Source organism: Streptomyces sp. NPDC057137 (genome assembly GCF_042670825.1).
Lineage (GTDB): Bacteria > Actinomycetota > Actinomycetes > Streptomycetales > Streptomycetaceae > Streptomyces.
Genome location: NZ_JBHUUW010000048.1, coordinates 14,963 through 29,854, shown reverse-complemented (window position 1 = coordinate 29,854; position 14,892 = coordinate 14,963). Strand labels below are relative to the sequence as shown.

8 protein-coding genes and 1 pseudogene are annotated in these 14,892 nt (G+C 68.2%); 3 read left to right on the top strand and 6 right to left on the bottom strand.

Annotated features, from left to right (window positions below):
• Positions 1 to 59 precede the first annotated feature (59 nt).
• Together ACFT9I_RS29260 and ACFT9I_RS29255 are read right to left on the bottom strand one after the other, a co-directional pair.
• Entirely contained in the window at positions 60 to 3,722 is a 3,663-nt protein-coding gene (locus ACFT9I_RS29260) for a LamG domain-containing protein (protein WP_382569125.1), read from the bottom strand.
• Positions 3,723 to 4,652: 930 nt separating this feature from the next.
• Positions 4,653 to 6,803: a recombinase family protein gene (locus tag ACFT9I_RS29255; RefSeq protein ID WP_382569123.1), complete on the bottom strand. Its 2,151-nt coding sequence runs from the start codon at positions 6,801 to 6,803 to the stop codon at positions 4,653 to 4,655.
• A gap of 282 nt (positions 6,804 to 7,085) precedes the next feature.
• Between ACFT9I_RS29255 and ACFT9I_RS29250 the strand changes: the two are divergent.
• Positions 7,086 to 8,528: pseudogene (locus tag ACFT9I_RS29250) on the top strand (MFS transporter); the annotation flags it as partial.
• A gap of 89 nt (positions 8,529 to 8,617) precedes the next feature.
• On the opposite strand, the gene ACFT9I_RS29245 reads toward ACFT9I_RS29250, so the two are convergent.
• The 4 genes from ACFT9I_RS29245 to ACFT9I_RS29230 all read right to left on the bottom strand — a co-directional run bounded on the left by ACFT9I_RS29245 (position 8,618) and on the right by ACFT9I_RS29230 (position 13,053).
• A complete protein-coding gene (locus tag ACFT9I_RS29245; RefSeq protein WP_382569121.1) occupies positions 8,618 to 10,450 on the bottom strand; it encodes a DUF4153 domain-containing protein in 1,833 nt (610 codons plus the stop codon).
• A gap of 237 nt (positions 10,451 to 10,687) precedes the next feature.
• A complete protein-coding gene (locus ACFT9I_RS29240; RefSeq protein WP_382569120.1) occupies positions 10,688 to 11,614 on the bottom strand; it encodes an ADP-ribosylglycohydrolase family protein in 927 nt (308 codons plus the stop codon).
• 12 nt (positions 11,615 to 11,626) lie between these two features.
• Complete coding sequence (locus ACFT9I_RS29235; RefSeq protein WP_382569118.1) at positions 11,627 to 12,286, bottom strand: histidine phosphatase family protein; 660 nt, start codon at positions 12,284 to 12,286, stop codon at positions 11,627 to 11,629.
• A 161-nt stretch (positions 12,287 to 12,447) separates the two neighbouring features.
• Positions 12,448 to 13,053, bottom strand: a complete 606-nt coding sequence (locus ACFT9I_RS29230; protein ID WP_382569116.1) for a YdbC family protein — start codon at positions 13,051 to 13,053, stop codon at positions 12,448 to 12,450.
• A 75-nt stretch (positions 13,054 to 13,128) separates the two neighbouring features.
• On the opposite strand from ACFT9I_RS29230, the gene ACFT9I_RS29225 reads away from it, so the two are divergent.
• Together ACFT9I_RS29225 and ACFT9I_RS29220 are read left to right on the top strand one after the other, a co-directional pair.
• Positions 13,129 to 14,085: a DUF1152 domain-containing protein gene (locus ACFT9I_RS29225; RefSeq protein ID WP_382569115.1), complete on the top strand. Its 957-nt coding sequence runs from the start codon at positions 13,129 to 13,131 to the stop codon at positions 14,083 to 14,085.
• Positions 14,086 to 14,238: 153 nt separating this feature from the next.
• The gene (locus ACFT9I_RS29220; protein ID WP_382569113.1) at positions 14,239 to 14,769 is read left to right on the top strand and encodes a TerD family protein; all 531 of its coding nucleotides are present in this window, start codon (positions 14,239 to 14,241) and stop codon (positions 14,767 to 14,769) included.
• The last annotated feature ends 123 nt before the right edge of the window (positions 14,770 to 14,892 follow it).

The window sequence follows — 14,892 nt, the reverse complement described above, 5'->3', positions numbered from 1 at the left end:
AACTGCCGCAAGACCGACCCGAGGCGACAGGAAAAGGGCTGTCGCCTCGGTACGTCGGCCTATTCGGCGCCCGGGTCGCCCATGACTTTGGTGCTGACCTGGTCGGCTGTCATCGCCCCGGTCCAGACGCGCACTTCGTCCAGAACTCCCGGCAGGTAGTTCCCGGTCTTTCCGCCGGACGAGCCTCGTCCCCAGGACAGCGCGCCCGACCCCTGCATCGGCGTGACGAAGGAGGCATCGTCGGCCGCAGGCTGCTCGGACTGGCTCACGTACAGACGGGTGGTGCCGAATCCGGTGTCCACGGCCTCGTTGGCGTCGTAGACCCCGGTCACCTGGACCCAGGTGTCGAGTTCCGCCTCGAACTCGGATACCACCTGTGCCTGCCCGGCCACAGCACCGTTCGCGTCGGTACCGGTGCGCCCGAACTTCCAGTAGTAGGACGCGATGCCGTCACCGTCCGGGTCGGTCTTCTCCACCCACAGCGCCCACGACGATTCGCTGCCCTTCGAGGTGGCCTGGCTGAAGACCTGGCCTCGGTAGCCGATGGGTTTGGCCTCCATCAGGGCCTTGTCGACCTGCACATTCGCCGTGACGGTGAAGGAGCCGGTCTCGTCCACCGCAGGACCGTCGGTGGTCAGGTAGCCTGCCACGCCGTCGAGATCGAGCTCGTTCTCCTCGGGGCGTGGCACCGCCCCGGTCGCCGAGATGGTCATGGCCGGGGACGTGTAGTCCGTCCACTCCTCCACCCGTCCGCCGGCCGCCGATGCCGTGTCCCAGTAACCGACCAGTTCGGTGGCCGGCGCCCCCTCCGGAGAGAGCGCGGCGCTGTCCTGACGGACCATGTCCGGGGTGAGCGCGCTCTGCCAGAGGGTGAGTTCATCCAGCCGGCCGGAGAAGTACTCGCCCGCCGGGGAGCGTCCGATCAGCATGTCCTTGGTGGAAGTGACCGGTGTGTACGCAGGATTGGCCGCGGAGAGTCTCACCGGGGAGCCCTGCGGGCGCCCGTTGACGAACAGCTGGATGGTGTCGTTCGTCTTGTCCGTGTCGTCGTGCGTGTCGAACACACCGGTCAGATGCGTCCAGACCTCCCCGGGCGGGTTGGCGGCCACGGCCGGCGACTGCACCATGACCGGGCTGGCCACATCGGCCGCCACCCGTGCGAACACCCACTTCTTCGTGGTGCCCGAGTAGTAGAGCTGGAAGGCGGACCCGAAGGCGCCCGGAGCCGAGGCCACCGTGCCGCTCTTCTGCGTGTCCGTCAGCAGCACCCATGCGGACAGCGTGAACGAGTCCTTCGTGTTCACCGCCGGGCCCGCTGTCGAGGCGTAGGCGGTCTCCTGAGCCTCACCGGAGTCGTCGTTGAGGCCGAGAGAATAGTCACCTGTCCCCCGCCGGCCCTTGACCGACCAGAACGCACCCTTTCCCGCCGTATTCGGGGGGCGGAGCGTCACGTGGTGACGGACTCCGGCCGTGGCGCTGTCCTTCGCCGTGACGACCGTCGAACCCGGTTGGGCATCGTCGAAGTGCCAGAGACCGACCGGCCCCTCGGGAGCGGCGACCTTGAACGCGAACTCCGCCCACGGACCGAACCGCACCCGCCCATCTGCGTCCAGGTCACCGGCCCGCACACTGAGCACCTGCTCACCGGCCAGCGTGGGGGTGACGTCCTTGACCACCGCCGTAGCACCAGTGACCTGGCGTGTCTCGCCCGCCGGCATGGTCAGCAGACGCCACTGGTAGTTCTTGATGTCCGTGTCGGACGGGTCCGGCTTGAACGTGAACGTACCCGGCTTGCCAGGCGTCCCTTCGCCCACGCACTCGACGCACCCCATATACGGTCCCTGCGCCGTGATCTGCGGTGCGCTCGGCGCCTTCGAGTCGATCCGGAAGTAGCAGTAGCGCGCGTAGGGCGAAGAAACACTCGACGTCACACCGCCCGTCGTCCAGAACGACTCGGTCCGCGCCTTCATCCGGTACAGCGTGCCGTCCGAACGGGCGGGCAGACGCACCTTCTCCAGGTGGTCGTCCGGACGGAATCCCGTGGACGGCGTCACGGTGCTCCAGTTGCCCACCCACGTGTTGTCGGTCTGTTGCCGCTCGATCAGGAACGTTGTCCGCAGGGCGCCGGTGAAGTCGGAGCCCTTGGGCTGGACAAGCGTCTGCGTCCTGGCCTGGACAATCGGGTCGGCGCGGGTGGCGATCGTCGGGCTCACCGCGGAGGTGGCGCAGTACGAAACCGTGCCGTTGCCCGGTATCAGCCCTGTGCTCGTCGGCACCCCGGGCTTGGGAACGTAGATGACCTGGAGTTCGGCGTTGTCGTCGAAGCGCTTCCACGCGCTCGCGTCACCCTCGTCCTTCGCGCGCAGCATCAGCGTCAGGCGTGGGAATTTTCCGTCGGCGAATGCACGCACAGTCGAGGTCAGGTTCTCGTCCGACTCGGAGGTGTTGTCGTTGAACTCGATCCACGCATCAGGTTGGTCCGGATCACACGCCGTGCCGCGCCCGGCGGACACGTTCCGGTCGCCCATCTGATCCAGTTGCTTGGGTCCCGGCCAACGCGTCGCCGATGTCATGTTGTTGGTGCGCTCCAGGTCCACCCAGTGCGGGTTGCAGTCGAACGACCACGTCTCGCGTGCCCGGAACGTGGCGTCCAGCACCCTCTTGCCGGCCAGGTTCGCCGGCGAGAACTCGAACAGCATCCGGTTCGTGTAAGACGCGCCGAGCGTGCAGTAGTAGGGTGCCGCGGTGGCGCAGCGGCCGACTCCGTACTCGCCGTCGAACTGCCAGAACCGGTCGCCGTCGGAGGAGATCACCGACCGCTCCGAGTCCCCCAGCCCTATCGGCGGATCAATGTAGACGGGATAGACGGTGTCGTCACCACGCAGCAGTTCCAGATCCGGCTCGACCGCGACTGCACTTTCGTCCACCCGCACGGGCAGGATGGCGCTGGCGTCACCCTTGCCCGGATGAGCGGTTTCATCCTCAGCGGCCACCGGTCCCAGCGCTTTCCGAACTCCGGTGAGGCGCTGCGCCGGTAGATCCTCGGTGTCTTCCCCGGCGGAGTCCCACATCTGGCCGGCGGGACCGCTGAAGACAACGTTGCCGTCCTCGTCGTGGGCCTGGAGACCACCACCCGCACCTGGACGGACGGTCAATCCCTGCCCCGTGGTGCTGAGTTCGATCTGCTCCAGCTCGGCACTCGCCGCAGCCTCGGCGGATTTGACGACGAGCACCTCACGGAAGCCCTCGGCCGTGGCCGTCAGCTGAAGATCGACGCCCGGGAACACCTCCGCATAGGTGGCCGTCGGACCTTGAAGTGCCGGCGCGGGGAGTGAGTCCGCCCAGCCCAGCGAAAGCGATCCCCGTTCGTCCCCGAGGCGGATCAGGTCCTTGCCGCTTCCGCCTCCGGAGAATGCCAGATCAACGACCGCGCCCTTGGGGCCGACAGAGCCGTCCGATCGACGCTCAAGCGTCGCGTCGACACTCCCCCACGAACCGTCAGCCTTCTTGACCCGCTGCGGAGCCGTCGACCGGGTCAGCGTGAACGTCCCATCAGGGTTGGCCGCCGTCGAGGAATACTCCGTCCGCTCCGAGACAACCTCGACCGCCTCCCCCGAACGAGCGGCCCTCTCCGACGCCGACAGCTCGCCGCTCGTCGAACTCTCCCCGGCCGCAGCAACCTGAGGCAGCAGACCGGCGATCAACGCGACGAGGGTCGTCACACCCACTCTTCGGCGCACACGCCGACCCACCCCACCGGTCACAACTCCGCCTCACCCGTTCACAGATTGCACACAAGTCGCCTCACTATGTAGCGATGATCAGAACCCGTCAACAGTGATCGAAATCACACATGCATGGAAGTTGCAACCACGAACGAGAGGTGACGCAATGTCATGCAGCGCGAACACACAGCATCAGCGATGACCATGGGTGGGCGAATTCCCCTTCAGATCAAGGGGAATTACACACGGCCCGAGGCTCCGTGCCACTCCAAGGGAAGACGAAGTTCCAACTCCGGGACATCGCGACCGCAACGACACCATCACCGAGGTCGAAGCGCCCATGGTCCGCTACTGCTACGCCCCTGGGATCACCGGTACCGACAGTTCCTGGCCTTCGTCAAGGCGGTCCGCGCACCAGGCGATGTCGCGACCGTGCGGAACGTACTTGACGCGGGCGAATGCGAGGAGCTGGTTCACGACGGCGCGCCGGTTCGGCTTGCTGCCGTTCCAGGTGAGTACGGCGTTCCTGGGCGGTGGACGAGGGCGACCTTCGCGTCCGAGCGTGCGGCAGGTGGCCCGCTGAGTTGGGGACGCACGACAACGATGCCTGCTACCTGTTCAACCAGCCGGTCACCGACGACCAGCGCCAACGCCGGGGGGGGCTTGCCTCAGGACTCCTTGGGAAACGCCGACATCTCAACGCCAACAACACTATGTCGCGCCACGGTTGCACCGGACTCCAGCAGGTCGAGCAGTGTGTACCAGCCACACCACAAACACACGCCGGCAAGATCATTTACGGCACAGGCTTTACACGTCCCAACAAAGGCGTAGGACTTCAGATCGCTACGCCGCACACAGGACCGATTTGAAGCGCATCAAAAATTGATGGTCGCCAGCAACAGGGACGTCCTCGATCCGACCAGGTCAGGCGCCTAGCAGGCACCGGAACCTAATGACATGCGGCGCGAGAATTCCGGTCGAAAGGTCATAAGCCGTCAGGCTTCCGAGCAGTTCATGAAGGACGAAAGTGCCCTCGACCTCCATCTTCGGCAACACAGCCTCCCTAGCTGGCGGCAGTCCCACGCTCTCCTCCGCTGCCAGGAACTCCATCACCTTGTCGAAGGTCCCCGACTCCCGCCAGCGGCGGAAGCGCGAGCTGAGCCCCTTGCCGGTGCCCTGGCTCAAAGGCACCTCCCTCCAGGTGATCCCGGCGCGGGCCTTGTGGAGGATGCCCTCCAACGCTTCCCGATGGTCGAAACGCCGTCCAGTCCGCCACGGGCGGTCGCCAGCCGACACAACAGGTTCAATGCGCTGCCACGCCTCTTCACTGACCCGGGCGGGGACTTTCAGACTCCTCTCTTCGAACCAGTTCCGAACGGGACACCCGGCCCCCTTCGGCACCTGCGGAGGCGCCTTGGTGACCCGCACTGTCAAGTTCAGCAGGTTCACCACCTCGACCTGCTCGGCAAGAGAGAGTTGATACAGCCGTTGACGGACCGCGTCCGACAGCGCCTCCAAGTCTCTGACGCGCCCCAGTGCCGCATCTACATCCTGCTGCCAGTGGACGACCTCGGCACGGAGTCTTTCCAGCCCGGCCTTCTCCCGCATCAAAGGCACTGCGACTGCCTCTACTTCCCTCTCAATCTCACGGTCGTCCTTGCCCTCAAAAGCAGCCAGCTTCGCCGCCACGGCCATCGTCGCCCTGACGGCCCTACCTTGGGCCTCAATCTGCTCGTCCAAGGCCCCAATACGGTAAGCGAAACTCGCCCTCTGGTCGGCCGTCATCTCCAAATGCCCAGTAGCGGACTTCTTAAGCTTCTTGGGATGGGACAGCACCCCTACCAACGCACGCCACAGTTCCGTCTCAACACGATCGGACGGGATGCCTCTGCACTGGCAGACCGGTGCGCCGGGGGCGCGCCCGTCCTTGCCCGAGCAGTTGTACCAACGCTCCCCGCTCCGGCTCTGCTTCTGTCCGACATAGTGGCCACCACACAAACCGAAGAAGTTCCCGGAAAGCGGGTAAACCTGCGGGGCCGCCGCCTTCGACCGCCCGGCTTTACCGGGCCTCACTACCTCCTTCAGCTCCTGAATCTCCGCCGGCTCGAAAGCCGGCGGAATGGCAATGACGACCGTCTCCCCGTACAGGGGCTTGCCGTCACGACCCGTCCTGGCACCCCTCCGCGATACAGCGCGCTCAGCGGCAGTACCACGGAAAACGACTTCCGCATTCAGGACAGCAGGGGACATGATGCGCGACCGTGCGTTCTGGCGGGACCAGGCGACACCCGAACGGGTATAGAGATCCAAGGCGTTGAGCCCGAGGGCAACCTCAAGCCAATCACCGCGGTGCTTCACCGCGAGACGCCTGCCTTCCGCAAGAGCGTGCCACTCCCCGCCCTCCCCATCATCCAGGACAAGGCACGATTTCCCCCTCATGCCCTGATGCTCAATCCGCCAGCCAAAAGGAACGTTGCCACCCGTATACCCGCCGTCTTCAGCCTTCTCCTGGATGCCGCCCTGTGTGCGATCGCGGATCGTGACGAGTTCGTCTTCGGCCCTGTCCTGCGCCTTGCGCATCTTGGAGCGGCCCTCATCGGTGGTGTTGTCATAGTCGCCCTTGACCACCGCAGTGAAGATGCAATGGTCATCTTCGAGCTTCCACACCCATGGCCAGAACGCCTTGTCCCGCCGACCGATCACCCGTTCCTCATACACGCAAACAAGATCGAAGGTACTCGGCTCCTGCTCCGCTATTTCCATCAGGCGCTTCAGGTCCGGGCGCCGAGTGTGGTCCAAGCTGCCGCTGAAGCCCTCGTCAGCGAAGACGTCAACCAGCGCCCAGCCCTTCTCCGCAATGTGCTTCACCACACGCTTGCCCGAGTACGTGATCCCGTACCCCTTCTTCTGCTCCTCCGTCGAGACGCGCAGATAGGCCACCGCCCGCAACTGACCCGGACTGCCCCTCTGCAAGACGGCATCAATCGAAAGCAGGAGCCTCTGCTTCTCAACCACGAGGCCCTGGCGCACATCAGTGCCTGCACAAAGCACGTCGAGGGCCTTCTTCGCCAGCATGCACCATCCCTTCCCCCGCAGATACGGAAAAATCCACATGCCAATTCCCTGCCACCCCGCGCCCCAACAATGAGACTGCCGCAGGCCGACCCCCCGCCCGGAACATCGACGTCGTCTCTCACGTGCGCATAACGCCGTATCTCATGAGGGGCCACTCCGCTCCGATCGGCCCGCGATTACCTCCGCTGAGAGAGCGCCCACCGAAGCGGGCGCTCTCCCGTCTCCGCTGGTCAGGACTTCGTCGTAAGCCGGAACCTGATGACGTGCGGCGGAACGCTTCCGGACGCGACGATTGTGAACATCGCGCTCCCGCACATCCAGGATGCCCTCAGTTTCTCCACCACCGACCTCTCCTGGGTCCTGAGCGCGTACACGCTCACCTTCGGCGGCCTCCTGCTGCTCGGTGGCCGCGCGGGCGACATCCTCGGCCGCCGCCGCGTCTTCATGGCCGGCATCCTGCTCTTCACCTTCGCCTCGCTCCTGGGCGGTTTCACACAGGAGCCCTGGCAACTCCTCGCCGCGCGAGCGCTCCAGGGGGTCGGCGGGGCCATCGCCTCACCGACCTCGCTCGCGCTCATCACCACGACGTTCCCCGAGGGACCCGCGCGCAACAGGGCGTTCGGAGTCTTCGCCGCGGTCTCGGCGGGCGGTGGCGCGATCGGCCTGCTGGCCGGCGGGATGCTCACCGAATGGCTCGACTGGCGCTGGGTGTTCTTCGTCAACGTACCGATCGGCGTGCTGATCGCCGTCCTGGCACCGATGTACATCAGCGAGTCCAAGCGCCACCCCGGCCGCTTCGACCTCTCCGGCGCCGCGACGTCCACCCTGGGTATGGCCTCGCTCGTCTACGGATTCATCCGGGCCTCGGAGGAGGGCTGGCGCGACTCGCTCACCGTCGGATCGTTCGCGGCGGCCGTCATCCTGCTGGCCGCCTTCGCCGTCGTCGAGTCGCGGGCGAAGGAACCGATCATTCCGCTCAGGATTTTCGCCGACCGGAACAGGTCGGGCACCTACGTCATCATGCTGAGCCTGGCCGCGGCCATGTTCGGGATGTTCTTCTTCATCGTGCTGTTCGTGCAGAACGTGCTCGACTACAGCCCGATCCAGTCCGGCCTCGCGTTCCTGCCCGTGACGCTCGCGATCGGCCTGGGAGCGGGGATCTCGCAGCGGCTGCTGCCGGTGCTCGGCCCGAAGCCGTTCATGGTCGTCGGCTCGACCACCACGGGCCTGGGACTCGTCTGGCTGACGGTGATCAGCTCGGACAGCTCGTATCTGAGCGGTGTGCTCGGTCCGATGGTGATCTTCGGCTTCGGCATGGGGCTCAACTTCGTGACCCTCACACTGACCGCGGTCTCCGGGGTCGCGCAGCACGAGGCGGGCGCCGCGTCGGGACTGCTCAACGCGAGCCAGCAGGTGGGCGGTTCGCTGGGACTGTCCATCCTCGTCACGGTCTTCGGTACGGCGAGCCGCAACGAGGCCGAGAAGCAACTGCCGTCGTTCATGGCGCAGGCGTCACCGGCCGAGAAGGCACAGTTCGCCACGACCCACGAGATGCCGGGGCGTTGGGGCCACGAGGTACTGACGCAGGGCATCTCGACGGCCTTCACGGCCGCCGTGGGCATGGTGATCCTGGCACTGCTGACGGCGACGCTGGTGGTACGCGTACGCAAGAGCGACCTGGAGGCGCTCAGCGGCAAGGCGAGCGCCGCCGGGCCGGCGGCGTAGGCGCGTACGGGACGTCCCCGGGGGAGGACGTCCCGTGTGCCCGTATGTGGGAGGTGGAGGCGTACGACCGGGGCCGGGCGGGGCGGGCGTCAGTAGCCGTCGCCGGTGCGTCCCTCGTCGTACGGGTCGCGCTCGCCGCCCGAATCGTTCCGCAGGTTCATCGACGAGCACTCCTCCCACTGAGGATCGATCGGACGCTTGTCGAGGATGTCCCTCGCCTTCGCCTCGCCCCAACTGGTCGCGTACCACGGTTCGTCCGAGTCGCCCAGTTCCCGCTCGATGCCCTCCAGGGCGCAGGAGCGCAACGGCTCGGGAAGCGTGTCGAGTGCCGGTACGGCGTCGGCGGAGAGCTGCTGGAAGTAGTCGATGTCGATCTTGTCGGAGGTCTGGTAGCGCTCGACGTTCCGCTCCGCGACGAGCGCGTCCGGCGAGATCAGACCGAAGATCAGAACGCCCGCAGCGCCGCTGACGGCCACGGCGCGCGGCAGCCAGCGCCCGCCGAACGCGCCGGCGGCCATGATCAGGACGATCACGATCCCGAGCCACACCTCCATCGCCGCCACCGAGACGCGCAGCCGGGTCAGCCCGTACGCGTCCACGTACAGGTCCATGCGGCGCAGCGCGGACGCGACGACGACCAGCGTCAGGACGCACAGAACACCGAGCACGGCGCTCACGAGCGTGCGGTCCCGGGCGCCGTCGCGCGGAGCCCAGCGCCGCGCGAGACCGATCACGACCAGGGTGAGGAGGGTGGCGCCGAGGAGCTGCCAGAAGCCTTGTGTGGCGTACTCGGAGTACGTCAGATCGGTCTCGCTCAGGACCTTGTCGTAACCGCCGAACAGCACGGTCAGCTGGACGCCGATGAACACGGCGAAGAGCAGGTTGAGCACGATCAGCGGCAGCGCCCACTCGACACGGCCACGCGCGGCCCCGGGCCGTACCGTGATCCGGTCCCAGCGCAGCGGCGCCGCCGCCGTGTGCGCGGCGGCCAGCGCCCCGACGAGGCCGAGCACGAAGAGCAGCGTGCGCCACGGTCCGTCGGCGACCGAGACGTCGGGCGTCAGACCGCCGAGCAGATCGGCGAAGGCGGCGTCGGCGCTCGCGAAGAGGGCACCGAACACGATCAGCAGTACGGCGGCCACCGCCGCTGTACGGAGGACGGGTGCCCAGCGCCCCCGCGATCCCTCGGCGCGCTCGCGCACACCCTTCAGACCCCAGAACACGCCGGTGCCGAGCGAACCGAACAGCCCGAACGGGCCGAGAATGACGCCGAGCCAGGTGCGGCAGCCGTGCAGGGCGAGCGAACCGAGCGCCAGCGCGGACGTCACGGCGAGGAACGTCGGCCAGCCTGCGTCGCGCAGGGCGGGGACGGAGAGCAACGCGACGCCGCCGACGGCCCAGACCAGGGTCCACGGGCGCAGCCGCCGTCCGGCGTCACGCGCGGCGAAGTACGCGGCGAGCGCGGCGGGGACGGTCACGATCAGGAGGTTGAGCCCGAGCCCGTCGCCGAGCAGCAGCGCGCTGAGCAGGCCGGTGACGGCGACGCACCACAGGGTGGCGACGCTGATACGCGCCGGTTCGGCGGAACCGATCTCGCCGATCCAGGCGGGAGGGTCGTGCTGCGGCTGCTGCCACTGCCGCCAGTCGGTCGGTATCGGCTCCTGCGGCCGACGTCGGGTGTGCGCCGGTGCGGGCCGGTGGGCCGCCGGGCGCGGCTGCCCCGCTCCTCCGGCGCGCGCCTGAACACCGGTGTGCGCCGGAACTCCCGCGCGCTTCGGTACGGCGCGCGACTGCGTCACCGCGTCCTGTACGTCCTGCTCCGCGGCGGCTTCCCGCGATGACCCCGGTGCCGGATCCCCACCCGATGCCGATGCCGGTTCCCGTTCCGGTTTCTCATTCGAATTCGACGGCGTGTCTGACACGAGCCCCCCTCACCGCCCGGTGCCATGCGCACGGCAACAGGTCGGCGCTGGATCCCGGGCTCACGTAGGCGCACGCCCGTCGATGATCAACGAGGCGGCATGGGGCGAGGCTAGCGCCGTGCGGCGGGAGCGCTTCCGCCGGAGCGAGTCTGTGGCGGGACCGTGACAGTAGCGGCGGGCGCGCCTCCTAAGAAGACGCGCGGGAGTGACTCCCAAGAAGGCGACGCCTCTACGCCCCTACGCCTCCACCGCCGGGCCGGCCGGCAGCCAGTCGGGCAGCGCCTCCGTCTGCTCCACCCACCGCGCCGGGGGTGCCCCGGCGCTCACCGCGGCCACCACTCCCCCGACGATGGCGCAGTTGGTGTCGACGTCGCCGCCCACCTGCGCCGTGTTCCAGAACGCCTGCTCGAAGTCGCCGAGCGAACGGGCCGCCGACCAGAGCGCGAACGGAACGGTGTCGTGCGCCGTCGTACGCCGTCCGCTGCCGAGCACCGCGGCGACCGTAGCGGCGTCGTCGTAGTCGAGCATGTCCCGCGCCCGGCGCAGCCCGGCTCCCACGGCGCTGCGGGGCACGAGCGCGACAACTCCGTCGAGCAGGTCCTTCGGGTCGGGTGGTCCGGCCGAACCGGCGGCGATGGCTGTCGCGGCGGCCACCGCCATCGCGCCCGCCACGGCCTCACGGTGCTGATGCGTCGTGTACGCGGAGATCTCGGCCTGGTGCGTGGCCTGCTCGGGGTCGTCGGCGTACCAGGCGCCGAGCGGTGCGATACGCATCGCGGCGCCGTTGCCCCATGAGCCCTGGCCGTTGAAGAGTCCCGCGGCCAGCTCCCGCCAGTCGCCGCCTTCCCTGACCAGTCGGAGCATGCGATTCACCGCGGGGCCGTAACCGCGGTCGAAGTCGTGGTGCGTGGCGAAGGAGTGGGCGAGCGCGTCCTGCTCGACGCGTCCGTGGACGGCGAGGACGGCCAGGACCGACGTGGCCATCTCGGTGTCGTCCGTCCACTGCCACGGGCCGGGCGGCAGTTCGCGCCGTTTCAGCAGCGGATAGTTCACGGGGACGAAGAACTGTGAGCCGAGCGCGTCTCCTACGGAGAGCCCACGCAGGCTGGCCAGGGCGCGCCGGAAGCGCGGGTCGAGCGGAGGGAGTGTGGTGTCAGCGGTCATCGCCCCCTCACCCTAACCGGTGATGCCGTACGGCTCCGGGGTGCGCCAGCGCTCGAACGGCCGGTCCAGCCTGTACCGCCCGTCCTCGCCGAGCAGCAGCGTCCGGGACTCCCCGTTGCAGGGGTTGGACAGCGACTCGAACTCGGCGACGGACCAGTGGAACCAGCGCATACAGAAAAGCCGCATGGTCAGTCCGTGGGTGATCAGCAGCACGTTCGCGGGGTGGTCGGCCGCCTCGAAGCTCCGGTGGAGGCTCTCCAGGAAGGCGCCGACCCGGTCGTACACGTCGGCGCCGGACTCGCCCTGGGCGAAGCGGTAGAAGAAGTGCCCGTAGGCGTCGCGGTACGTCTTCTGGATGCGTACGTCCTCGTGGTCCTGCCAGTTGCCCCAGTCCTGTTCGCGCAGACGGGGCTCCTCGCGTACCCGCACCAGCTCCGGGTCGAGGCCGAAGGCGCGGAACGTCTCGTGGGTGCGGCGGTACGGCGACACGTACACACTCACGCGCTCGCGGCCGAACACCTCGCGCAGTCGCGCGCCCGTCTCCTCGGCCTGGCGCCAGCCGGTCTCGGTGAGCCCCAGGGCGTGGTCGGGCGCACGTTCGTACACCGTGTCGTCGGCGTTGCCCTCCGACTCGCCGTGCCGGACTAGGACGATGCGTCGCGGTCTCACCATGGGTCGACCCTAGATCGCGCGACTCCGGACCGGGCGGCGGCCCCCGGCGTCGCGCCGTCCGCGCCCCGTGCGCACCGGGCGCCGCACGCCCCGGACACGCCGTACGTCTCCCGATCGACGCGCCGCCAGCCGCGCCCTCACACGCCCCGTCACCCGCGCCGTCACACCGTCCAGCCCGGTTCGAGCTGGACGACGTCGCCCGCCAGCGCCGCCACGTCCGCGGCGGTCTGCGCGCGCAGCGAGAGCCGCTCCACGCGCTCGATCCGGTACTTGCCGTGCTCGGCGGCCGACTGCCACATCGACAGCACCAGGAACTCGTTGCCCGGCGCGTCACCGAACACCCCGCGCACCATCCCCGGCGAACCGGCCATCGCCGGATTCCACACCTTCTCCTGCATCAGCGCGAAATGCTCGGCGCGGTCCTCGTGCACCTTGCAGTGCGCGACCCGCACCACGTCCGCGTCGGTGAACCTCGGCTCGAAACCCGTCTTCACATCGAAGCGGTAGTCGAAAAGCTTGGCCTGGGCGTCCCTGAACGTGCCCGACTGCGCGGCGGCCAGCCGGTCGTGGGAGCGCGCCATGAAGGAGTCGTAGAAGGCCCGGCTCTCCCAGAACGCGAAGACGTGCGCCACCCCCGGCCGCCCCCTGCTCCACCCCCCGCCCTGTCCCCGGAATCCCGGCTCACCGAGCAGCCCCGCCCATTTCCGCTGCCCCCGTTCGAAACCACGTCGGTCCGTCACCGTGCAGCGAATCCACTTGACCAGCACCGCGCCATCGTACGGGGCCGAACGTGGCCCAGGTCACGCTCCGGGCGGCCTGGCCAGAGCCGCACAATGATCGACATGACAGCCCTGCACGCCAACCCGCTCTTCACCCGTCTGGAGTCCGCCGAGCGTGTGCTCGTGGCCGGCGCGGGCGGCGGATTCGACATCTACGCGGGGCTGCCTGTCGCCCTGTCCCTCCTCCATCAGGGCAAGCAGGTGCAGCTCGCCAACCTCTCCTTCAGCGCGGTCGAAGGGCTTCCTCCGGAGAGCTGGCTCGCCCCCGACGTCGCCGCCGTCACGCCGGACACGGCCCCGCACCAGGCGTACTTCCCCGAGCGCACACTCGCCCAGTGGCTGGCCCTGCACCGCTATCCGAGCACGGTGCACGCCTTCAGCCGTGTCGGGGTGCAGCCGCTGCGCGCCGCCTACCGGGCACTGATCGAGCGGTACGACATCGACGCCGTCGTCCTGGTCGACGGTGGCACGGACATCCTCATGCGCGGCGACGAGTCGGGGCTCGGGACACCCGAGGAGGATCTGACCAGCGTCGCCGCGCTGGCCGGGATCGACGGGCCCGAGCGGCTGATCGTCTCGGTGGGCTTCGGGATCGACGCGTACCACGGGGTGAGCCACGGGCTGGTACTGGAGAACATCGCCGCGCTCGAACGGGACGGCGCGTATCTCGGCGCGTTCTCCGTGTCCCGTTCGACGCGGGAGGGCGCGCTGTTCGTGGACGCGGTGGCGCACGCGCAGGAGTGCACGCCGGACCGTCCGAGCATCGTGAACGGGTCGATAGCGGCGGCGGTCCAGGGCTCCTTCGGGAACGTGCAGTTCACTTCCCGCACGCGGGGCAGCGAGTTGTTCGTCAATCCGCTGATGTCGCTCTGCTTCGTCTTCGAACTGGAGGGCGTCGCGCGCCGCTGCCTCTATCTCGACCGTATCGAGGACACGTATCTGATCCGGCAGGTGAGCACTGCCATCGAGCTGTTCCGCGAGGAGGTCAGCACGCGGGCGCCGCGCCGGATCCCGCACTGAGACGGCCGGGGGGACGCGGAGGGAGTCCCTCCGGGAGGGGTTCGTGGCGAGTCATGGCCAAGTGAGGTGCAACTGGCCGGTACCGGAGGTGTGTTGTCGGTCGCGCGGACTAGCCTTGTGTGCAGAGGCATTGGACGTACGGAGGGATGACCGGTGAGCAGCAGTCTCAACAGGGGCGTCGAAAAGGTCGAGGTCACCCTCAAATGGGATCCGAGCCCGCTGGGCCGGCCGCCGCACGACCTGGACATCGTGGCCGCGACGTACACCTCGGACGCGCCCAGCGACCGGCCGACGTATCTGGTGCACTTCGACAGCCGCTCTCCTGACGGGACGATCATCCTGGAGAGGGAGAGCCGCACGGGCCAGGGATTCGGCTCCGACGAGGTGATGACGCTGGAGCTCGACCGGCTGGGCTCGGACTATGTGCGCGTGGTGGTGGGGGTCGTCATCCAGCAGCGCGACGGCCACCGGACGTTCGCCGACATATCGGGGCTGGGCGTCCGGGTGCTCGAAGGCCTCGCCGAGCTGACGGCGAGCGACTTCGCCGAGGTCTCCGGCGCGACGGCGGCGACGATCGCCGAGTTCACCAGGGACGAGTCGGGTACGTGGTACTTCCGCCCGGTGCTCCGGGGCTTCGACGACGCGGATCCGCAAGAGTTCACCGAGCAGATGGGCGGGGTGTGACGACGACGGCCCGGCGGGTCGTCTGAACCGAGTCGTCCGACCGCGGACACGAGGCGGACGCCCGGGACACGAGAAAGGGGCGCCGGCACCATGCCGACGCCCCTCCCCTCAGGGCCTACGTCT